The 20,586-nt window shown below is 53.9% G+C and carries 18 protein-coding genes; 13 read left to right on the plus strand and 5 right to left on the minus strand.

The window, feature by feature from the left end:
• The first annotated feature begins 9 nt into the window (after positions 1-9).
• The 3 genes from ACLBVC_RS21725 to pspG all read left to right on the plus strand — a co-directional run bounded on the left by ACLBVC_RS21725 (position 10) and on the right by pspG (position 3,041).
• Positions 10-1,449: a sugar porter family MFS transporter gene (locus ACLBVC_RS21725; protein WP_410151347.1), complete on the plus strand. Its 1,440-nt coding sequence runs from the start codon at positions 10-12 to the stop codon at positions 1,447-1,449.
• A 108-nt stretch (positions 1,450-1,557) separates the two neighbouring features.
• Positions 1,558-2,601 (plus strand): tRNA dihydrouridine(20/20a) synthase DusA, encoded by a 1,044-nt coding sequence (gene dusA, locus ACLBVC_RS21730; protein ID WP_410151348.1) that lies wholly within the window; start codon positions 1,558-1,560, stop codon positions 2,599-2,601.
• Positions 2,602-2,804: 203 nt separating this feature from the next.
• Positions 2,805-3,041 carry an envelope stress response protein PspG gene (gene pspG / locus ACLBVC_RS21735; RefSeq protein WP_410151349.1) on the plus strand — a complete coding sequence of 79 codons (237 nt, stop codon included), beginning with the start codon at positions 2,805-2,807 and terminating at the stop codon, positions 3,039-3,041.
• A 528-nt stretch (positions 3,042-3,569) separates the two neighbouring features.
• On the opposite strand, the gene ACLBVC_RS21740 is transcribed toward pspG, so the two are convergent.
• Complete coding sequence (locus ACLBVC_RS21740) at positions 3,570-4,559, minus strand: quinone oxidoreductase (protein WP_410151350.1); 990 nt, start codon at positions 4,557-4,559, stop codon at positions 3,570-3,572.
• Positions 4,560-4,751: 192 nt separating this feature from the next.
• Here ACLBVC_RS21740 and dnaB point away from each other — a divergent pair, with 192 nt between their 5' ends.
• Together dnaB and alr are read left to right on the plus strand one after the other, a co-directional pair.
• Complete coding sequence (dnaB, locus tag ACLBVC_RS21745; RefSeq protein WP_101074864.1) at positions 4,752-6,158, plus strand: replicative DNA helicase; 1,407 nt, start codon at positions 4,752-4,754, stop codon at positions 6,156-6,158.
• A 107-nt stretch (positions 6,159-6,265) separates the two neighbouring features.
• Positions 6,266-7,345 (plus strand): alanine racemase, encoded by a 1,080-nt coding sequence (alr, locus tag ACLBVC_RS21750; RefSeq protein ID WP_410151351.1) that lies wholly within the window; start codon positions 6,266-6,268, stop codon positions 7,343-7,345.
• A gap of 3 nt (positions 7,346-7,348) precedes the next feature.
• Here alr and ACLBVC_RS21755 read toward each other — a convergent pair whose 3' ends face one another.
• Entirely contained in the window at positions 7,349-8,128 is a 780-nt protein-coding gene (locus tag ACLBVC_RS21755) for a transporter substrate-binding domain-containing protein (RefSeq protein ID WP_410151352.1), read from the minus strand.
• A gap of 249 nt (positions 8,129-8,377) precedes the next feature.
• Between ACLBVC_RS21755 and ACLBVC_RS21760 the strand changes: the two genes are divergently transcribed.
• On the plus strand, positions 8,378-8,842 hold the full coding sequence (locus ACLBVC_RS21760) for an Lrp/AsnC family transcriptional regulator (RefSeq protein ID WP_410151353.1): 465 nt from the start codon (positions 8,378-8,380) through the stop codon (positions 8,840-8,842).
• Positions 8,843-9,107: 265 nt separating this feature from the next.
• On the plus strand, positions 9,108-9,740 hold the full coding sequence (locus ACLBVC_RS21765; RefSeq protein ID WP_410151354.1) for a YitT family protein: 633 nt from the start codon (positions 9,108-9,110) through the stop codon (positions 9,738-9,740).
• Positions 9,741-9,794: 54 nt separating this feature from the next.
• On the opposite strand, the gene ACLBVC_RS21770 is transcribed toward ACLBVC_RS21765, so the two are convergent.
• A complete protein-coding gene (locus tag ACLBVC_RS21770; RefSeq protein WP_410151355.1) occupies positions 9,795-10,544 on the minus strand; it encodes a 3-oxoacyl-ACP reductase family protein in 750 nt (249 codons plus the stop codon).
• A 227-nt stretch (positions 10,545-10,771) separates the two neighbouring features.
• On the opposite strand from ACLBVC_RS21770, the gene ACLBVC_RS21775 reads away from it, so the two are divergent.
• Positions 10,772-11,965, plus strand: coding sequence for an amino acid aminotransferase (locus tag ACLBVC_RS21775; protein WP_410151356.1), 1,194 nt, complete (start codon positions 10,772-10,774; stop codon positions 11,963-11,965).
• Between the two features lie 56 nt (positions 11,966-12,021).
• Here the strand turns inward: ACLBVC_RS21775 and ACLBVC_RS21780 are convergent, their stop codons facing one another.
• Together ACLBVC_RS21780 and ACLBVC_RS21785 are read right to left on the minus strand one after the other, a co-directional pair.
• Complete coding sequence (locus ACLBVC_RS21780; RefSeq protein WP_410151357.1) at positions 12,022-12,807, minus strand: DeoR/GlpR family DNA-binding transcription regulator; 786 nt, start codon at positions 12,805-12,807, stop codon at positions 12,022-12,024.
• Between the two features lie 35 nt (positions 12,808-12,842).
• Entirely contained in the window at positions 12,843-13,739 is an 897-nt protein-coding gene (locus tag ACLBVC_RS21785) for a sugar kinase (protein WP_410151358.1), read from the minus strand.
• Between the two features lie 172 nt (positions 13,740-13,911).
• Between ACLBVC_RS21785 and yihU the strand changes: the two genes are divergently transcribed.
• The 5 genes from yihU to ACLBVC_RS21810 all read left to right on the plus strand — a co-directional run bounded on the left by yihU (position 13,912) and on the right by ACLBVC_RS21810 (position 20,542).
• Positions 13,912-14,808, plus strand: a complete 897-nt coding sequence (gene yihU / locus ACLBVC_RS21790) for a sulfolactaldehyde 3-reductase (RefSeq protein WP_410151359.1) — start codon at positions 13,912-13,914, stop codon at positions 14,806-14,808.
• 22 nt (positions 14,809-14,830) lie between these two features.
• Positions 14,831-15,709 (plus strand): sulfofructosephosphate aldolase, encoded by an 879-nt coding sequence (gene yihT / locus ACLBVC_RS21795; RefSeq protein WP_410151360.1) that lies wholly within the window; start codon positions 14,831-14,833, stop codon positions 15,707-15,709.
• 15 nt (positions 15,710-15,724) lie between these two features.
• On the plus strand, positions 15,725-16,966 hold the full coding sequence (yihS, locus tag ACLBVC_RS21800) for a sulfoquinovose isomerase (protein WP_410151361.1): 1,242 nt from the start codon (positions 15,725-15,727) through the stop codon (positions 16,964-16,966).
• 97 nt (positions 16,967-17,063) lie between these two features.
• Positions 17,064-19,100, plus strand: coding sequence for an alpha-glucosidase (locus ACLBVC_RS21805; RefSeq protein ID WP_410151362.1), 2,037 nt, complete (start codon positions 17,064-17,066; stop codon positions 19,098-19,100).
• 56 nt (positions 19,101-19,156) lie between these two features.
• Positions 19,157-20,542 carry an MFS transporter gene (locus ACLBVC_RS21810; protein WP_410151363.1) on the plus strand — a complete coding sequence of 462 codons (1,386 nt, stop codon included), beginning with the start codon at positions 19,157-19,159 and terminating at the stop codon, positions 20,540-20,542.
• Positions 20,543-20,586: the final 44 nt, after the last annotated feature.

Consider the following 20,586-nt stretch of genomic DNA (forward strand, 5'->3'; position numbering starts at 1 on the left):
GGAATGATTATGTCTGACTCAAAAGCTTTGAATATGCCCTACGTATGGATGATTTGCCTGGTGGCTGCCTGCGGCGGCTTGCTGTTTGGTTATGACTGGGTGGTGATCGGGGGAGCCAAGCCTTTTTACGAGGCGTATTTTGGCATCACTGACGCCGCGATGTCTGGCTGGGCGATGAGTTCCGCTTTATTGGGCTGCGTGCTGGGCGCCGCGGTTTCCGGTTCGCTTTCTGACCGGTTTGGCCGTCGCCTGCCGCTGATTATCGCTGCGGTCTTATTTACCGCTTCCGGTATCGGCACGGCACTGGCATTCAGTTTCGACGCCTTTGTTTTCTGGCGCATTGCCGGCGGTGTTGGCATCGGTCTGGCCTCAGCGCTGGCACCGGTTTACATCGCCGAAATCAGCCCGGCAGAAAAACGCGGCCGCTTTGTCGCCGTCAATCAGCTGACCATTGTGCTCGGCGTTCTGGCCGCACAGCTTATTAACCTGATGATTGCTGAACCCGTGGCGTCTGCCGCCGCGCAGGCCGATATTTTGCAAAGCTGGAACGGACAAACCGGCTGGCGCTACATGTTTGGTGCGGAAGCCATTCCGGCGGCAGTCTTTTTAATGCTGATGTTTGTGGTGCCTGAATCCCCGCGCTGGCTGGCGAAAGCGAACCGTTATGCTCAGGCCGAAAAGGTTCTGGGCCGCATCGGTTCTGCCGGATATGCGCGTTCAACGCTAGCGGATATCCGCCGTTCTCTCGGTTCTGAAAGCCAGAAAGTGCCGTTCTCGGCGCTGTGGGAACCGCGTGTTCGCCCGATTGTGCTGATGGGCATTGTGCTGGCGGTTTTCCAGCAGTGGTGCGGCATCAACGTGATATTCAACTATGCGCAGGAGATTTTTGCGTCTGCCGGATTTGATATCAACGACACGCTGAAATCGATTGTCGCCACCGGCCTCATCAACCTGATTTTCACGTTGCTGGCGCTGCCGCTGGTGGACAAAATCGGGCGTCGCCGTCTGATGCAGCTCGGTTCTGCGGGCCTGACCGTGATTTATATTCTGATCGGGCTGGCCTACACCTTTGGCGTGATGGGATTACCGGTGTTACTGCTTGTGCTGGTAGCCATCGCGATTTACGCCATGACGCTCGCGCCGGTAACCTGGGTGTTGCTGTCTGAAATCTTCCCGAATCGTGTGCGCGGCAACGCTATGGCGGTCGGTACGCTGGCGCTCTGGATTGCCTGCTTCTTCCTGACGTATACCTTCCCGCTGATGAACGCGGCGCTGGGCGCGGCGGGCAGCTTCTTTATCTACGCGGTGATTTGTCTGGCGGGCTGGATTTTCATTCAGTGCAAAGTGCCGGAAACGCGCGGCGTCACGCTGGAAGTGCTGGAGCAGCGTCTGAGCCGTACCGCCGAAGAGCGAAAAACCGACGATGCGGCCGTGTCGCAAAGCCGCTAAACCGGGCAAGATGCCGAATCTTTGTTCTGTGGTATAATCAGCGATTAACTTCCCTCTGGCCGCCGTGCCGGAGGGAGCGCCACGAACCCCTCAGCGAATGTCAGGCCGATGTCAGAAACTCAACACGCAATGCCCCAAAACGCCATGTCCACAACCCAGCCATATTCCGCTCAGCGTTTTTCCGTTGCGCCGATGCTTGACTGGACCGACCGTCACTGTCGCCATTTCCATCGCCTGATGACCGGCCAGACGTTGCTGTATACCGAAATGGTCACTACCGGCGCGATTATTCATGGCAAAGGCGATTATCTGGGCTTTGGCAATGAAGAACATCCGGTGGCTTTGCAGCTCGGTGGCAGCAATCCGGCCGATCTGGCGCACTGCGCGAAGCTGGCAGAAGAACGCGGCTACGACGAGATCAACCTGAACGTCGGTTGCCCGTCGGATCGCGTGCAGAACGGTATGTTCGGTGCCTGCCTGATGGGTCAGGCGTCGCTGGTGGCGGATTGTATCAAAGCGATGCGCGATGTGGTGTCGATTCCGGTCACCGTCAAAACCCGTATCGGGATTGACGATCAGGACAGCTACGAATTCCTCTGCGATTTTATCCGTCAGGTATCTGAAAACGGCGGCTGTGATACCTTTATCATTCATGCCCGTAAAGCCTGGCTTTCCGGCCTGAGCCCGAAAGAAAACCGTGAAATCCCGCCGCTGGATTACCCGCGTGTTTATCAGCTCAAACGTGATTTCTCCCATTTGACGATGGCGATTAACGGCGGCATTAAAACGCTGGAAGAAGCCAAAACGCACCTGCAACACATGGACGGCGTAATGGTAGGCCGCGAAGCCTATCAGAATCCGGGCATGTTGCTGAGCGTGGATCAGGCATTGTTCGGCTCTCAGGCACCGGTGAAAACCGGCCCGGAGATCATCCGCGCGCTGTATCCGTACATCGAAGCCGAACTGAGCAAAGGCACTTATCTGGGCCACATCACCCGCCATATCCTCGGCCTGTTCCAGGGCGTACCGGGTGCGCGTCAGTTCCGCCGTCATCTCAGCGAAAACGCACACAAAGCGGGTGCGGGCATTGATGTCGTTGAGCAGGCGCTTTCGATGGTCAGCCAGCCGCAGGAAGCGCCGGTTCAGGCGTAAGCGCCTTCAAAATTGACGTGAGCAAATTCACTATCAGTTAGTCAGATTCACTATTTTTTCGCAGGCCGTTTGCGCCTGCGAAAAGTTTTCCCCTGTTAAATCAGTTAATTATTCATCACGCTACTCTGGCACGCTTCTTGTAATAGCTTCATCGTGTTTTGACATTACGTCTTACTGCACACTGGCTTATTAAGGAGCACCCGATGCTGGAAATTCTCTTCGTGCTTGGTTTTTTCTTTATGCTGATGCTGACCGGCATTTCCCTGCTGGGCATGGGAGCGGCGCTGATCGTGGCATTTGGCTTGATGATGTTGGGCGGCTTCTTCGTGATTGTTATTAAAATGTTGCCGTGGCTGATTTTGGCCGTTGCCGCCGTCTGGATTTACCGGACATTTATCCGGCCTGACGAACCTAAATATCGCCGTCGCCGCCTGCCATAAAAAAATCGGAAGATAAGTTGTTTTCATAACTTCATGAAATAGAAAAGGTTGATGGCGGCGTTTTGAGCACAAAAAAATGTAAACGTTACATCTATAACTTTTACTTATGTGCTGGCGATCACAAGCTGGATCAGAATGTGCGGTCGAAATGCATAAATCATATTTTTTAACATGGGTGACTGTTAGGATGGAATTCATACGTGGTCAGCAGGCCGCAAACTGAATTCATCAAGTCTGGTGAGGCACACAATAGTCGCATAAGTGACACCGCCCTCCGGATTTACCCGGCAGTACCCTACAGCAGTACCCGTCTGAACTCAGAGGTCGTCTGTATCAGGCAGTAAAAAAGGCTTCCTTCTGGAAGCCTTTTTTGCATTCGCTTCCCCGTTGTCCTTGACGCCACAGCTGCGTTAGCCGCACTCAACAACCCGAATCACTTACCGGAGTAAGCTCATCGGGATTCTCTCGTTTGCTGCCTTGCTGTAACGCCAATGACTTTGGGGATCGTTTGGCAGATATGCCTGTTAATTACTTGCCCGGGATCAGCAGGCTTGAGCCTTGCGTGATGCGGCTTTCCAGCGTTTCATGTGCGCGTTTAGCTTCGGAGAGCGGGAATTTCTGTGCGTCGCTGACGTCCACTTTTATCGCACCGCTGGCAATCAGCGAAAACAGCTCGCTACTGGCCAGCGCCAGTTCTTCGCGATTGGTTACGTAGCCATTGAGTGAAGGACGCGTGACGAACAGCGAACCTTTCTGATTCAGGATCGCCAGATCCACACCTTTCACTGGCCCGGAGGCATTACCGAAGCTGACAAGCAAACCGCGGCGCTTCAGGCTGTTCAGGGATTTTTCGAACGTGTCTTTGCCGACAGAATCGTAAACCACCCCGACTTTTTCGCCGTTGGTCAGTTCGGCCACGCGGGTGGCGATATCTTCTTTCTGATAGTTAATCGTCGCCCAGGCACCGGCTTCTTTGGCGCGTGCAGCTTTTTCATCAGAACCGACAGTCCCGATCAGTTTTACGCCCAGCGCTTTTGCCCACTGGCTGGCAATCAGCCCGACACCGCCTGCGGCAGCGTGGAATAAAATGGTTTCGCCCGCCTGCACTTCATGCGTCTGGCGCAGTAAATAGTAAACCGTCAGCCCTTTCAGGAACGACGCCGCCGCCTGTTCAAAGCTGATGGCATCCGGCAGCAGAGCGATTTTTTCCTGCGGCACATTATGGATTTCGCTGTAAGCGCCGAGCGCGGACTGCGCATACACCACGCGATCACCCGGTTTGATGCCGGTCACGTCGCTGCCAATTTTGGTGACAACGCCTGCCGCTTCGGTGCCTAAACCGGCAGGGAAACTGGCTGGTGGATACAAACCGCTGCGCACATAGGTATCGATGTAGTTAATACCAATGGCTTTGTTCTCAACCTGAACTTCACCAGCCTGTGGTTCTTGTGGCTGATAATCAACGTATTGCAGAACGTCAGGTGTACCTGTTTCAGAAAACTGAATGCGCTTTGCCATGCTTTTCCCTCGTGATGGAGTCTGATTTCAACCCTAGGCTAAATGGCCGGGACAATCCAGATTTTAGGCACAGCCGGTTAATACCCTTTTGAAATGAGACATGACGACCTATACTAACGCGCACGTTGCGCTTCTGATTTTCGGAAGTCGACGCTCATAAAACAGGCGCTTACAGCAGGAACAAATCCACAGATGGCAGCAAAAAAACCGACCAATCAACAGAACGAAACCCGCGATCGTCAGATGGAAGGCCTGAAGCTTCCGCCGCATTCGCTGGAAGCTGAGCAATCCGTTCTGGGCGGGCTGATGCTGGACAACGAACGCTGGGATAACGTCGCGGAGCGCGTGGTCAGCAATGACTTCTTCAGCCGTCCGCATCGCCTGATTTTCACCGAAATGCAGCGTTTGCTGGAAATGAGCAAACCGATCGACCTGATTACGCTGTCCGAATCGCTCGAACAAAAAGGTGATTTAGACTCAGTCGGCGGTTTTGCTTATCTGGCAGAACTCTCTAAAAATACCCCAAGTGCGGCAAACATCGGCGCTTATGCCGATATTGTGCGCGAACGTGCCGTTGTGCGTGAAATGATTTCCGTCGCCAACGAAATCGCCGACGCCGGTTATGATCCGCAAGGTCGCAGCAGCGAAGACCTGCTCGATTTAGCCGAGTCCCGCGTATTCCAGATTGCCGAAAGCCGCGCCAGTAAGGATGAAGGCCCGAAAAGCATCGACCGCATTCTGGAAAGCACGGTGTCCCGTATCGAAGAACTGTTCCAGCGCCCGCACGATGGCGTGACGGGTGTATCGACCGGTTATGCGGATCTCGATAAGAAAACCGCAGGTCTGCAAAAATCTGACCTGATCATCGTGGCTGCGCGTCCGTCGATGGGTAAAACCACGTTTGCGATGAACCTCGCCGAAAATGCCGCGATGATGCAGGATAAACCGGTCCTAATCTTCAGCCTGGAGATGCCCGGCGACCAGATCATGATGCGTATGCTGGCGTCGCTTTCCCGCGTTGACCAGACCAAAATCCGTACCGGCCAGCTCGACGATGAAGACTGGGCGCGTATTTCCAGCACCATGGGAATTTTGCTCGAAAAACGTAACATGTATATCGATGATTCCTCCGGCCTGACGCCAACCGAAGTCCGTTCCCGCGCACGCCGTATTTTCCGCGAGCACGGCGGCCTGAGCCTGATCATGATCGACTACCTGCAACTGATGCGCGTTCCGGCGCTGTCCGATAACCGTACGCTGGAAATCGCCGAAATCTCCCGCTCGCTCAAAGCGTTGGCGAAAGAATTGCAGGTGCCGGTGGTGGCGCTGTCGCAGCTGAACCGAAGCCTGGAGCAGCGCGCAGACAAACGTCCGGTCAACTCCGACTTGCGTGAATCCGGCTCCATCGAGCAGGACGCCGACTTGATCATGTTTATCTATCGTGACGAGGTTTATCACGATAACAGTGAAGAAAAAGGCATCGCGCAGATCATCCTCGGTAAGCAACGTAACGGCCCGATCGGGACCGTTCGCCTGACGTTTAACGGTCAGTGGTCGCGGTTTGATAACTACGGCGGCCCGCAATACGACGAAGACTAACGTCTCAGGTTTTGACTTTATCCCTCCCCTTTCAGAAGGGGAGGTCAGGTGGGGTTTGGTTCTCAACCCCGCTTTCGGAAACTCTCCATTTCATTAAAGGATTCAAAATGAAAGCGGCTACGGCTGTCATTGATCGCCGCGCTCTGCGACACAATCTCCAACGGGTGCGTCATCTTGCGCCACAAAGTCGTCTCGTTGCGGTCGTGAAAGCAAACGCTTATGGGCACGGTTTACTGGAAACGGTGCACAGCTTGCAGGATGCCGATTATTACGGCGTATCCCGGCTCAGCGAGGCGTTATCGCTGCGTAAATCCGGCATTGTTAAACCCATTCTCCTGCTCGAAGGTTTTTTCTCACCGGAGGAATTGCCGCTGCTGGTGGAGCATCAGCTCGATACCGCCGTTCACAGCATCGAACAGCTCGACGCGCTGGAAAACGCGCAGTTGGCGCGACCGCTGAATGTCTGGCTGAAACTCGACACCGGCATGCACCGTCTGGGTGTGAACCCGGCGCAGGCTGAGGCGTTTTATCAGCGCCTGAGTGCCTGCAAAAATGTTGTTCAGCCGGTTAATATGATGAGTCATTTCTGCCGTGCCGATGATCCGGAAAGCGATGCCACGCCAAGGCAGCTGGCCTGTTTTACTGCGTTTGCCGCCGGTAAACCGGGGCAAAAATCGATCGCTGCTTCCGGAGGGATCCTGCTCTGGCCGCAGTCACACATGAGTCTGGTGCGTCCGGGGATAATCCTTTACGGGGTATCGCCGCTGGAAACCGGAGACGCCAGCGATTTTGGCCTGCAACCGGCGATGACGCTGACCTCCAGCCTGATTGCGGTGCGCGAGCATTTCGCCGGTGAACCGGTCGGTTACGGCAGCACCTGGACAAGCGATCGCGACACCCGTCTCGGCGTGGTGGCGATGGGGTATGGCGATGGTTATCCTCGCAGTGCGCCGAGCGGAACGCCGGTGCAGGTAAATGGCCGTATCGTGCCGCTGGTCGGACGCGTTTCGATGGACATGATCACGGTGGATTTAGGGCCGGATGCGCCCGACAAAGTTGGCGATGAAGTCATCTTCTGGGGGGCAGAACTGCCGGTTGAACGCGTTGCGCAGGCAACCGGCATCAGTGCGTATGAACTGGTTACGCAGCTCAGCGAAAGGGTTTGCCGCCAGTATATTGGCGACTGACGTTTACTTCTTCACCGCCAGCCACTGGCTCACAATTTGCTGATATTCGCCGGTGGCTTTACTCAGGTGAAGCCACTGGTCGACATACATCTTCCAGCTAATATCATCACGCGGCAGCATGTAGGCTTTCTCGCCGTATTGCAGAGGCTTTTTTGGGTTCACCGCACACAGTTTCGGATAGCGTTTCTGCTGATATAGCGCTTCTGACGCATCGGTAATCATCACGTCTGCTTTCTTATCCACCAGTTTCTGGAAAATCGTCACGTTATCGCTCAGCGTCAACGTGCTTTTTGGCAGATGGCTGTGAACAAAAGCTTCATTGGTGCCGCCCGCCGGTTCAATCAGGCGAACGGAGGATTTGTTCAGCTGCTCAACGGTCTGGTATTTCCGCACATCTTCGCAACGAACCAACGGAATTTTCCCGTCCTGATCCAGCACATTGGCGAACCATGCTTTTTGCTGGCGTTTCAGCGTGACGGAAATACCGCCCATCGCGATATCACAATGCCCGGCATTCATTTCATCTGGCAGCGATTTCCAGGTGACCGGCACCCAGGTCGGTGTTACGCCCAGACTGGCCGCCAGTGATTCCGCCATGGCAATATCAATGCCTTCGTACTGGCCGTCTTCTTTCAAAAAGGTGTACGGTTTGTAATCGCCGGTGGTACAGACGTTCAGCGAGCCTTTCTGTAATACACGTTCAAGACGGGATGAAGTGGCGTCTGCGTGGACCACTGCGGGTATTACGGCAAGAAATGCCAAAGGGTAGAGGATTTTTTTCATTATTCTTTCCTTGAGTTTACATCACGCGCAAGTATAAGAAAAAACAGCCGATAAGTAATTAACCGATAAATACCCGTCATACTTCAAGCTGTTTATGCGTTGGCTGCACCCGCTCACCCCAGTCACTTACTTGAGTAAGCTCCGGGGATTCACGGCGTTTCCGCCTTCAAACAACTTGAATTATTTTGGGTATAGTCTTTGCAAAGTTAAATCACTATAAACAAAAATTAAAACGACAGGAAAGTTGCTATGTACAGCGTTGATGATTATGACCTGAAAATTCTGACCTTATTACAAGCTAACGGAAGACTGACTAATCAGGAATTAAGCGAACTGGTAGGATTGTCCGCATCACAATGCTCACGCCGCCGGATTGGTCTGGAACAGGCGCAATTAATCCTCGGTTATCATGCACGTCTGGCGCCGGAAGCGCTCGGTCTGGGTATGATTGGGTTGATTGAAGTCAGGCTTATCAATCATTTACCCGCGCAGGTTGACGCTTTCCACAGCATGCTCGGTGAAGTCGATGCTATCATCGACGCCTACAAAACCACCGGTGATGCGGATTATCTGCTGAAAGTCGCCGTCAAAGATTTGGCCGGTTTGAGCACATTGATCAGCCAAATCCTGTCTGTACACAAAAGTGTGGCGCATGTGAAAACATCGGTTGTGCTTAACCGCTTAAAAGAAAACGGTCTTTTAACCTTTGCCTGATAAAAATAACCTCAGCGTAATAAATAAAAACCCTCTGTTTATTACGCACTATTATGGTGACTTATTTTGGTGCGAATTCCCGTTTCTGGTGCATAAAAATGAATTAAAATGCGCAATCTGTGCATGTAAAGATTAATTAACGCGTCACAAAATCTTATTTTCGCTTTTTAATGCAAATTACGTGCGTAAATATTGCCTTAATTCCCCGTCTCCTTAATTATCACGAAAAGTATTTTGAGTAACTTTTTCCGGGGAAAGGGGATTTATGGCAAGTTTAGACAATATTAAGCCCGCCGCTGAACAACCGCACAGCGGGCACACGCTGGTTGAAGATGCGCTGGCGATTATCATCGGCACGCTGATGGTCTCGTTTGGCGTGGTGATGCTACGTCAGGTCGGCGCGCTGACCGGTGGTACGGCGGGGATGGCGTTTCTGGCGCATTATATTTCGCACGTCTCATTCGGTACGGCTTTCTTTATTATCAACTTACCGTTCTATTATTTATCCATCCGCCGCATGGGCTGGCAGTTCACGCTGAAAACATTCACGGCGGTGGCGCTGGTCTCGGTGTTCTCTGATTTGCACCCGCTGTTCGTTCACTTCGATCATCTCCAACCTTTCTACGCCACGCTCTTTGCTAACGTTATCATGGGGATCGGCTTTATCGTCCTGTTCCGCCACAAAGCCAGCCTCGGCGGCGTGAATATACTGGCGCTGTTTCTGCAGGACAAATACGGCATCCGCGCCGGTAAATTCCAGATGGGCGTCGATTGCTGCATCGTGCTGGCATCGCTGTTTGTGGTCAGTGTTGAAATGCTGATCGCCTCTATTCTGGGCGCGGTGATCGTCAATCTGATTATCGCCATGAACCACCGGCCGGGGCGTTACAGCGTCTGACGCCAAAAAAACGGCGAAAATTATTCGCCGTTTTCGATGCCCGTCGTCGCCCTGTTATGCAGCGAAACCGCCGTCAATAGTCAGGCTGGAACCGGTGATATATCCCGCTTCCGGGCCTGCCAGATACGCCACGAAACCGGCGATTTCACTGTCTTTACCGTAACGATCCAGCGCCATAAAGCTCAGCATACCTTCTGCCATCTCGCCGTCAGCCGGGTTCATATCGGTATCAACCGGGCCGGGCTGCACGTTATTGACGGTAATGCCGCGTGGGCCTAAATCACGCGCCAGGCCTTTCGTCAGGCCGACAATCGCGGATTTGCTCATGGCATACACCGCACCGCCCTGGAACGGAATGCGATCCGCGTTGGTGCTGCCGATGGTGATGATGCGGCCGCCGTCCGGCATATGGCGCGCGGCCTGCTGGCTGGCGACGAAAACGCTGCGCACGTTAACCGCAATGGTGCGGTCGAAATCGTCGATGGTCAGCGCATCCAGCTCGCCGAACGCCAGAATACCGGCGTTGTTGACCAGAATATCGATTTTACCGAAAGCCTGAGCGGCGTTGTCGATAGCTGAACGCACGCTGCTTTCATCGGCGCTGTCGGCTTTAATCGCAAGGGCTTTACCGCCGCCGGCTTCGATGGATTTCACCAGCGCCTGCGCTTTTTCGTCGGAAGAAACGTAGGTGAAGGCGACGCTGGCACCATCGTGGGCCAGACGCTTGACGATCGCGGCGCCGATGCCGCGTGATCCGCCCTGAACAAAAGCGGCTTTGCCTTGCAGTGATTTCAGTGTGGTCATTTTAAAGGGCTCCGGTTCGAATGAGGTGACTGTTAGATCCTAGTCTATCTGGGCTGATTAGCTTCTCAGACGAACGGGCGGTTTTATATGCAATGGGTGCCCGAAAATTGACAACAATGTTGTCATCTTTTTTAACGAACTTTGATAGTCTGTGAAATAGCAGCGATGCGCCGGTATGACTGGCGTGGATTGCCGCGCCACTCAACCAAACCAAGGAGATGTATACCGTGTTCCAACATGTTGATGCCTATGCCGGTGACCCGATTTTGTCGCTGATGGAAAGCTTTAAGACCGATCCAAGACAAGACAAAGTGAACCTGAGCATCGGTCTCTATTACGACGAGCAGGGTATTATCCCGCAGCTGGCTGCGGTGGAAAACGCAGAGCAACAGCTGAACGCCGGGCCACAGGCCGCGTCAGTGTATCTGCCGATGGAAGGCCTGCCAGCGTACCGCGCGGGCATTCAGGAACTGCTGTTTGGCGCGGAACATCCGGCGCTGAAACAACAGCGTATTGCCACCATTCAGACCGTCGGCGGTTCCGGCGCGCTGAAAGTGGGCGCTGACTTCCTGAAGTTCTATTTCCCGAATTCAGAAGTTTACGTGAGCGACCCGACCTGGGAAAACCACGTGGCCATTTTTGGTGGCGCAGGCTTCAAGGTTCACACCTATCCGTACTTTGACCCTGAAACGCTGGGCGTAAACTTCGAGGCGATGACTGACCGCCTGAAAACCCTGCCAGCGAAAAGCATCGTGCTGCTGCATCCGTGCTGTCACAACCCGACGGGTTCTGACCTGACGCCAGCCCAGTGGGATCAGGTGATCGAAATTACGAAACAGCGCGAGCTGATCCCGTTCCTCGACATCGCTTATCAGGGCTTTGGCGCAGGCATTGATGAAGATGCTTACGCTATCCGCGCAATGGCATCTGCCGGTGTGAATTGCTTCGTCAGCAACTCCTTCTCGAAGATTTTCTCCCTGTACGGTGAACGCGTCGGCGGGTTGTCCGTGGTGTGTGAAGACAGCGACGCCGCAGGCCGCGTACTGGGTCAGCTGAAAGCGACCGTGCGCCGCAACTACTCCAGCCCGCCGAATTTCGGTGCGAAAGTGGTAGCGAAAGTCCTGAGCGACAGCGCGTTGAACGCGCAGTGGAAAGCCGAAGTAGAAAAAATGCGCACCCGTATTCTTGAAATGCGTCACACGCTGGTCGACAGCCTGAAAGTCGCCTTGCCGGGTCGTGATTTCAATTACCTGCTGCAACAGCGTGGGATGTTCAGTTACACCGGATTTAGCGAAGAACAGGTTGTCAGTCTGCGTGAAGAATTCGGCGTTTACCTGATCCTCAGCGGCCGCGTGTGCATGGCCGGCCTGAATCACCATAACGTGAAACAGGTCGCCGAAGCCTTCGCGGCCGTGCAATAACTCCCCGTTTTATACGAAAAGGGCTGACAGCGATGTCGGCCCTTTTTTGTATTCATTTATTCCGATGTGCTGACGTTAATCACTTCAACCTGATGATTTTTCAGAATCTTAAGCAGCCCGGCAGCGGGGAGTTCGTCGGTAAACAATGCGGCGGCCTGCGAGATGTTTCCAATCTCTACGGCCGCGGAAGCATGATATTTGGTGTGGTCGGCAGCCAGTAAAATATGCCGCGAATGCGCCATCATAGTTTTCACCACGCTGGCCTCGTTCACATCAAACTCCAGCAACGCGCCGTCACTTTCAATTGCCCCCACGCTGGTAACCAGATAATCGGCGCGAAAACCTGCGACAAAAGAGGTCGCGGAAGGGCCAATAATCCCACCATTGTGCGGACGCAGCGTCCCGCCTGGCACCATGACCTCAAAGCGGGGATTTTTATACAGAATATGTGCAACCCGCAGACAGTTAGTGATAATCCGCAGGCGGTTGTGGTTGAGTAAAGAATGCGCCACCTGCTCAACGGTAGTGCCAATGGTGATAAACACCGTGGAGCCGTCGGGAATGTAATCGGCGATCGCTTCCGCAATGGCTTTCTTCTCTTCCGTCCACGAAATTTCACGCTGCTCAAAGGCGGTATTAACCACGCTGGATGCGCGGCCCGCCCCTCCGTGATGACGTGTTATCAATCCCTGCTCGCTGAGTTTGCGGATATCCCGGCGGGCGGTTTGTGTTGAAACCTCCAGCAAAGCGGCCAGCTCTTCAATGTTCATATAACCGCGTTCAGCGATCAGCTCCAGCAATTGATCGTGACGCGGATTCCCGGTCAGTTCAGTAAGACTCATGGACATACCTCTAAAATGAGCGTCTGAGTCGTATTCTATACAGAAAGTGACAAAAAAGACCGGGCTTGATCACAGTCGGGGATCCCTGCACGACCGCCGGGCTGCGTGCATTTCAATGCGGCAACACCACTGGCAAACTTCACCGCTTCTGCGGGCGATGCGCCCTGTGCGAGGCTGATGGCCAGTGCGCCATGAAAAACATCGCCTGCACCCGTGGTATCCACGACTTTGACGTGAAAACCGGGCTGATGGCGGATCGCGTCATTTTCCAACCACAGACACCCCTGCGAACCCTGCGTGACATAAAGATGTCCGTTTGTGAGCGATTTTGTTTTCAATAACGCCGTCCCCGCATCATCTGTGTCCGTCAGACGTTGTAATCCTGGTGCAGAGAAAGCGGTGTGATCGCTTAATGCCACCAGTTCAGAAATGTCCTGCGGCGTCACATCGGCATCCAGAACGGTCATCACGCCGGCTTTACGCGCCAGGGTAAATGCCTGTTTTGCACCGTCATGCCAGCGCACATCGGCCAGTACGACATCCCACTGTGAAAAGTCTATCGCTTCGAGCCATTTTGCAGAGGCCGGTAAATCAGGGCTGGGATAATTGATGATGATTCGCTCACCTTTTTTATCCACCAGCACAGCAGATTGCGAGGAACGGGCCTCTTTCACGCGCCGGACAAAACGGGTGTTTACCCCCAGGGATTCCAGCTCCGCGAGCAGCCGGTTTCCGGTATCGTCATCGCCCACGCGACCAATGAAGTCCACCTTTGCCCCCAGTTTTGCCGCCGCCACGGCGGCGGTTGCTGCCGGTCCTCCGCCCACTTCATGATATTTTTCAGCGACATATTTCCCTCCCTCCGAAGGCAGTTCCTCAACGCAATAAATACGATCCATTACGGTAATCCCGACACAGGCAATGCGAATCATGGCTATTCCTTAAGCATTTTTTGATGAGGTTATTTTAATTAAGCCAATTGTTAAAAAAGTGATGGCTGTCAATTTTTTGACTTGAAATTACAAATACGATCAAAAAAAGACAAATACAGACATTATCAGTCATCAAAAAATGACATAACGCGGCAGTGCTAAGGAGATGTTCATGGCAAATATTGCATTTATCGGACTGGGGCAGATGGGGGCACCGATGGCCACCAATCTGATTAAACACGGTCACCGGTTAAGCGTTTTCGATCTTAATCCGCAGGCTATGGAGGCGTTGGTCCGTCAGGGCGCGGCTGGAGGCAAGAGCGCTGCGGAGGCTGCGCGAAGCGCCGATTTCGTGATCACCATGTTGCCCAACGGTGATCTTGTACGTGAGGCACTCTTTGGCCGTAACGGCGTCTGCGAGACGCTGGAGAAATCAGCGCTGCTTATTGATATGTCGACCATCCACCCGCTGCAAACCGACAAACTGATGGCTGAAATGCGTGAAAAGGGTTTCAGCATGATGGATGTGCCTGTCGGGCGGACGTCCGATCATGCCATTGCCGGAACGTTGCTGCTGCTGGCCGGTGGCACACAAGAACAGGTGGAACGGGCGAAACCGGTGCTGATGGCGATGGGGTCTGAGCTGATTAACGCTGGCGGACCGGGCATGGGGATCCGCGTCAAACTCATTAATAACTACATGAGTATTGCGCTCAATGCACTTTCAGCCGAAGCCGCAGTGCTTTGCGAAGCGCTGGGTCTTTCCTTTGAAGTAGCGCTTCAGGTCATGAGCGGCACGCCAGCCGGAAAAGGCCACTTCACTACCTCCTGGCCAAACAAAGTCCTGAAAGGCGACCTTTCACCGGCTTTCATGATTGATCTCGCCCATAAAGATCTCGGCATTGCGCTGGATGTTGCCAACCAGCTTCATGTTCCGATGCCGCTCGGTGCCGCTTCACGCGAAGTTTACAACCAGGCTCGTGCCGCAGGGCGCGGACGGCAGGACTGGACCGCCATTTTAGAGCAGGTTCGCACCAGCGCCGGATTGGCTCAAAAAACACACTTGTAACGTTTTAACAAAGGAAAGACGAATGACTCACTACACCCTCAAAGATATCACCCGACCTTCCGGCGGCTTCGCCATGCTGGCTGTCGATCAGCGGGAAGCGATGCGCTTAATGTTCGCTGCGGCAGGGGCGAAATCACCGGTGGCGGATCAGGTTCTGACCGATTTCAAAGTGAATGCGGCCAGAACACTTTCCCCTTACGCCTCGGCCATTTTGGTCGATCAACAGTTCTGCTATCCGCAAGTTGTTGAACAGCACGCGGTGGCAAAAAACTGCGCCATGATTGTCGCCGCTGATGAGTTTATTCCGGGTAACGGTATTCCGGTGGACAGCGTGGTGATCGACAAAAATGTTGATCCGCGCGCGGTCAGGGAAAATGGCGGTAAAGCGTTGAAGTTACTGGTTCTGTGGCGTCGTGATGAAGATCCGCAGGCACGGCTGAGTATGGTTAAAGCGTTTAATCAGCTTTGCCATTCTAACGGACTGCTGAGCATCATTGAGCCGGTCGTCAGGCCACCACGGCGCGGGGATAAATTTGACCGCGAACAGGCGATTATCGACGCCGCAAAAGAACTCGGCGACAGCGGTGCAGATCTTTATAAAGTCGAAATGCCCCTCGGCGGACGGGGCTTGCAGGCCGAATTGCTCACCGCTTCGCAGAAACTCAATGAACACATTCACATGCCCTGGGTGATCCTCTCGTCCGGCGTCGATGAAAAACTCTTCCCGCGCGCCGTCAGCATTGCCATGGCCGCCGGCGCTTCCGGTTTTCTCGCAGGTCGGGCCGTCTGGTCTTCGGTCGTGGGATTACCCGACACCGAACTGATGCTCAGAGATATCTCCGCGCCGAAATTGCAGCGCCTGGGCGAAATCGTGGACGAAATGATGGCTCGCCGCCGTTAAACAAAGGAGTGGAAAATGAAATGGTTTAACACCCTGAGCCATCACCGCTGGCTTGAGCAGGAAACTGACCGGATTTTCGATTTTGGTAAAAATGCAGCCGTTGCTACCGGTTTCGGCTGGCTGGGAAATAACGGGCAAGTCAGGTCAGAGATGGGAACACATTTGTGGATCACCGCCCGCATGTTGCATGTTTATTCGGTTGCCGCAGGGATGGGACGCCCCGGCGCTTATCAGCTTGTTGATCACGGTATCCGCGCCCTGAATGGTGCGCTTTCAGATAAGCAATTTGGCGGCTGGTATGCCTGCGTGAACGATGAAGGTGTGGTGGATGCCTCAAAACAAGGCTATCAGCATTTCTTCGTCCTTCTGGGGGCAGCGAGTGCGGTGACGACCGGCCACCCGGAGGCCAGAAAATTGCTCGATCAGGCTATCGGCGTGATCGAAAAGTATTTCTGGAGCGAACAGGAACAAATGTGCCTGGAATCCTGGGACGAAGCCTTCCGCGAGACGGAAGATTATCGCGGTGGCAATGCCAATATGCACGCCGTCGAAGCCTTCCTGATTGTTTATGACGTCACACACGACCGCAAATGGCTCGACCGGGCACTGAGAATTGCCTCGGTGATTATTCATGACGTCGCCAGAAAAGGGGAATACCGCGTTAACGAGCACTTTACGGCGCAGTGGGACCCGATCCGCGATTACAACAAAGACAATCCCGCGCACCGTTTTCGCGCTTATGGCGGAACGCCCGGCCACTGGATCGAATGGGGACGGCTGATGTTGCATCTTCATGCTGCGCTGGAGGCTCGTTTTGAAACCCCTCCAGCCTGGTTAGTCGAAGATGCCAAAGGCTTATTTCACGCCACAATCCGCGATGCCTGGGCACCTGACGGCGCAGACGGCTTTGTGTATTCCGTGGACTGGGACGGCAAACCCATCGTGCGCGAAAGAGTCCGCTGGCCGATTGTCGAAGCCATGGGAACTGCCTACGCCCTTTATTCCATCACCGGCGACGCGCAATACGAGTCCTGGTATCAGCAATGGTGGGATTACTGCGTGAAGTATCTGATGGATTACGAAAATGGCTCATGGTGGCAGGAACTGGACACCGATAATAAAGTCACGACCAAAGTCTGGGATGGCAAACAGGATATTTACCATCTTCTGCACTGTCTGGTGATCCCACGTTTACCACTGGCACCGGGGCTGGCACCGGCGGTGGCGGCCGGGTTGCTGGACAGTAATGCGCAATAAAGCCCCGTTTTCTGACACGGCATTTAAATAAGTCAGAAATAAATAATGCCGTGAAAATAAAAACTAAAAAACATGTCCCGATATAATTGAGGTCATTATGAGTACCCTACAAAATAACGCTGCCCGTCCTGAATTAATTCTCAGTGAGAACGGATTTTCCTTATTTTTTGAACAACGCCTTATCCTGCGCCATACCGCTGAAGCCCCCTGTTTACGGGTGGGCGGCGGTGAAGCCGATATCGAAATGTTTCGCGGTAATTTCAGTATTAAAGATCGTCTGAATGAAAAAGTTGCGCTAACCGACGTGACGGTTGCCGAACACGCGGCAGGCTGGACAGTGCGCTTCAGCCGGGGAGAAGCACTCGGTGCCACGCTGATGATCACCTGGGACGAAAACGGGCGTTTGCTGCTCAAACTGCAAAACGACGATAGCGCCTATAACCGCATCTGGCTGCGGCTGGCCGCGCAACCGGAAGATCATATTTATGGCTGCGGCGAGCAGTTCTCTTACTTTGATTTGCGCGGTAAACCGTTCCCGCTCTGGACCAGCGAGCAGGGTGTCGGGCGTAACAAACAAACGTATGTCACCTGGCAGGCCGACTGCAAAGAGAATGCGGGCGGCGATTATTACTGGACCTTCTTCCCACAACCGACGTTCGTCAGTACGCAGAAGTATTATTGCCACGTTGAGAACAGCGGCTATATGAATTTTGACTTCAGCGCGCCGGATTATCACGAACTGGCTTTCTGGGAAAATAACGCCACGCTGCGGTTTGAATGTGCCGAAACCTATATCCACGTGCTGGAAAAACTGACGGCACTGCTTGGGCGTCAGCCGGAATTGCCAGACTGGGTTTACGATGGCATTACGCTGGGGGTTCAGGGTGGCACTGAAATCTGCCAGCAGAAACTCGACACGATGCGTCAGGCCGGGGTGCAAGTGAACGGTATCTGGGCGCAGGACTGGTCCGGTATCCGCATGACGTCCTTCGGCAAGCGCGTGATGTGGAACTGGAAGTGGAACGGTGAGCTCTATCCGCATCTCGGAGAACGGATCCAGCAGTGGAAAGAAGAGGGCGTGCAGTTCCTCTCGTATATCAATCCTTATGTCGCCAGCGACCGGGATTTATGTGCTGAAGCCTCGGCGCACGGCTATCTCACCAAAGATGTCAGCGGCGGTGATTACCATGTCGAGTTTGGCGAGTTTTACGCGGGCGTGGTTGATCTCACTAATCCGCAGGCTTACGACTGGTTTAAAAATGTCATCAAAGAGAACCTGATCGGGCTGGGCTGTGGTGGCTGGATGGCGGACTTTGGAGAATATCTGCCCACAGATACTGTCCTGCACAACGGCGTCAGTGCAGAAATTATGCATAACGCATGGCCGGCGCTGTGGGCGAAATGTAACTACGAAGCCTTACAGGAAACCGGCAAACTGGGCGAAATCCTGTTCTTCATGCGCGCCGGATACAGCCACAGCCAGAAATACTCCACCATGATGTGGGCAGGAGATCAGAACGTAGACTGGAGCCTGGACGACGGGCTGGCCTCTGTCATTCCGGCGGCCTTGTCGCTGGGGATGAGTGGTCACGGCCTGCATCACAGTGACATTGGCGGATATACCACGCTCTTTGACATGAAACGCAGCAAAGAGCTGCTGCTCCGCTGGTGCGATTTCAGCGCATTCACGCCGATGATGCGTACTCATGAAGGGAACCGTCCGGGCGATAACTGGCAATTCGACAGTGACGCCGAAACCATTGCGCACTTCGCCCGCATGACCCGGGTCTTCACCCATCTCAAGCCTTACATCAGACACGCCGTGAAGCAAAACAGCCTGAGCGGTTTACCGGTGATGCGCCCGCTTTTCCTGCATTACGAAGAGGATATCCGCACTTATAGGCTGAAATACCAGTACCTGTTTGGCCGCGATCTGCTGGTGGCTCCGGTGTATGAAGAAGGGCGCAGCGACTGGTCGCTTTATCTGCCAACGGATACCTGGGTCAATGCCTGGACCGGTGACATTTGCCACGGCGGCGACGTGACCGTGGCCGCGCCGCTGGGTAAGACACCGGTATTTTATCGTGCTGACAGCGAGTGGGCCGCGCTGTTCGGGGCATTACGCCATATCTGATAAAACCCAGCCACCGGGGTTGCAGAATAAATGCCGGTGGCTGAAGGAGAAGAATAATGCGTCAGACAACACCGGCAGATCCCGCGACATTGCGGCTGCCTTTCAGAGAGAAACTGGCCTATGGAATGGGCGATCTAGGCTCCAATATCCTTCTGGATATCGGCACGCTGTATTTACTGAAATTCTATACCGACGTCCTCGGTTTACCGGGAACGTATGGCGGCATTATCTTCCTGATCGCCAAATTCTTTACGGCTTTCACGGATATGGGCACCGGCATCATGCTCGACTCGCGCCGGAAAATCGGCCCGAAAGGGAAATTCCGACCGTTTGTTTTGTATGCCGCATTTCCGGTCACCTTACTGGCCATCGCCAACTTCGTCGGCACGCCTTTTGAGATCACCGGTAAAACGGTCATGGCCACGGTTCTGTTCATGCTCTACGGCCTGTTCTTTAGCATGATGAATTGCTCCTACGGGGCGATGGTGCCAGCAATCACGAAAAACCCAAATGAAAGGGCTTCTCTGGCGGCCTGGCGTCAGGGCGGCGCGACGCTGGGGTTGCTGCTGTGTACTGTCGGATTTGTGCCGGTCATGAACCTGCTGGAAGGGAACTCGCAGCGCAGTTATATCTTTGCGGCTACGCTGTTTTCCCTGTTTGGGCTGGTGTTTATGTGGCTGTGTTATGCCGGGGTGAAAGAGCGTTATGTCGAAACCCAACCGTCCAGCCCGACGCATAAACCGGGCCTGTTACAGTCGTTCCGGGCAATTGCCGGAAACCGCCCGTTGTTTATCTTATGCATTGCCAATCTGTGTACGCTCGGGGCATTCAACGTCAAGCTGGCGATCCAGGTGTATTACACGCAATACGTGCTGAATGACCCGATCCTGCTCTCCTATATGGGTTTTTTCAGCATGGGGTGCATTTTCATCGGTGTCTTCCTGATGCCTGCCGCCGTCAGACGCTTTGGCAAAAAGAAGGTTTACATCGGTGGCCTCTCTCTGTGGATCCTCGGCGACCTGCTTAACTACTTCTTTGGCGGCGGTTCGGTGAGCTTTGTGGCGTTTTCCTGCCTCGCATTCTTTGGTTCCGCCTTCGTCAACAGCCTCAACTGGGCGCTGGTTTCTGACACGGTGGAATATGGCGAATGGCGTACCGGTGTGCGGTCTGAAGGGACGGTTTACACCGGCTTTACCTTCTTCCGCAAAGTCTCGCAGGCTCTGGCCGGTTTCTTCCCCGGCTGGATGCTGACGCAAATAGGGTATGTGCCTAACGTTGTGCAGTCAGCGGGAACGCAGGAGGGCCTGCGCCAGTTGATCTTCATTTATCCCTGCGCGCTGGCGGCCATTACCATTTTGGCGATGGGCTGTTTCTATAACCTCAATGAAAAGATGTACGTGCGGATCGTTGCGGAAATAGAAACCCGTAAGCGGAAGGTGTGATGTATTCACTGTGACAGCGCCCTGCGGGGCGCTTTGGGGATCGA

The sequence above is a fragment of the Rahnella selenatireducens genome, from assembly GCF_046449555.1.
In the GTDB taxonomy this organism is placed as follows: domain Bacteria; phylum Pseudomonadota; class Gammaproteobacteria; order Enterobacterales; family Enterobacteriaceae; genus Rahnella; species Rahnella selenatireducens.

What these genes read in the sequence shown, in the direction of transcription:
- ACLBVC_RS21760 (WP_410151353.1), top strand. Translation starts at nt 8,378, where the DNA reads ATGTACAGCGTTGATGATTATGACCTGAAAATTCTGACCTTATTACAA.
- ACLBVC_RS21780 (WP_410151357.1), bottom strand. Translation starts at nt 12,807, where the DNA reads ATGAGTCTTACTGAACTGACCGGGAATCCGCGTCACGATCAATTGCTG.
- ACLBVC_RS21765 (WP_410151354.1), top strand. Translation starts at nt 9,108, where the DNA reads ATGGCAAGTTTAGACAATATTAAGCCCGCCGCTGAACAACCGCACAGC.
- ACLBVC_RS21805 (WP_410151362.1), top strand. Translation starts at nt 17,064, where the DNA reads ATGAGTACCCTACAAAATAACGCTGCCCGTCCTGAATTAATTCTCAGT.
- ACLBVC_RS21725 (WP_410151347.1), top strand. Translation starts at nt 10, where the DNA reads ATGTCTGACTCAAAAGCTTTGAATATGCCCTACGTATGGATGATTTGC.
- ACLBVC_RS21770 (WP_410151355.1), bottom strand. Translation starts at nt 10,544, where the DNA reads ATGACCACACTGAAATCACTGCAAGGCAAAGCCGCTTTTGTTCAGGGC.
- yihS (WP_410151361.1), top strand. Translation starts at nt 15,725, where the DNA reads ATGAAATGGTTTAACACCCTGAGCCATCACCGCTGGCTTGAGCAGGAA.
- ACLBVC_RS21740 (WP_410151350.1), bottom strand. Translation starts at nt 4,559, where the DNA reads ATGGCAAAGCGCATTCAGTTTTCTGAAACAGGTACACCTGACGTTCTG.
- dusA (WP_410151348.1), top strand. Translation starts at nt 1,558, where the DNA reads ATGTCAGAAACTCAACACGCAATGCCCCAAAACGCCATGTCCACAACC.
- ACLBVC_RS21755 (WP_410151352.1), bottom strand. Translation starts at nt 8,128, where the DNA reads ATGAAAAAAATCCTCTACCCTTTGGCATTTCTTGCCGTAATACCCGCA.
- yihU (WP_410151359.1), top strand. Translation starts at nt 13,912, where the DNA reads ATGGCAAATATTGCATTTATCGGACTGGGGCAGATGGGGGCACCGATG.
- yihT (WP_410151360.1), top strand. Translation starts at nt 14,831, where the DNA reads ATGACTCACTACACCCTCAAAGATATCACCCGACCTTCCGGCGGCTTC.
- alr (WP_410151351.1), top strand. Translation starts at nt 6,266, where the DNA reads ATGAAAGCGGCTACGGCTGTCATTGATCGCCGCGCTCTGCGACACAAT.
- dnaB (WP_101074864.1), top strand. Translation starts at nt 4,752, where the DNA reads ATGGCAGCAAAAAAACCGACCAATCAACAGAACGAAACCCGCGATCGT.
- ACLBVC_RS21785 (WP_410151358.1), bottom strand. Translation starts at nt 13,739, where the DNA reads ATGATTCGCATTGCCTGTGTCGGGATTACCGTAATGGATCGTATTTAT.
- pspG (WP_410151349.1), top strand. Translation starts at nt 2,805, where the DNA reads ATGCTGGAAATTCTCTTCGTGCTTGGTTTTTTCTTTATGCTGATGCTG.
- ACLBVC_RS21810 (WP_410151363.1), top strand. Translation starts at nt 19,157, where the DNA reads ATGCGTCAGACAACACCGGCAGATCCCGCGACATTGCGGCTGCCTTTC.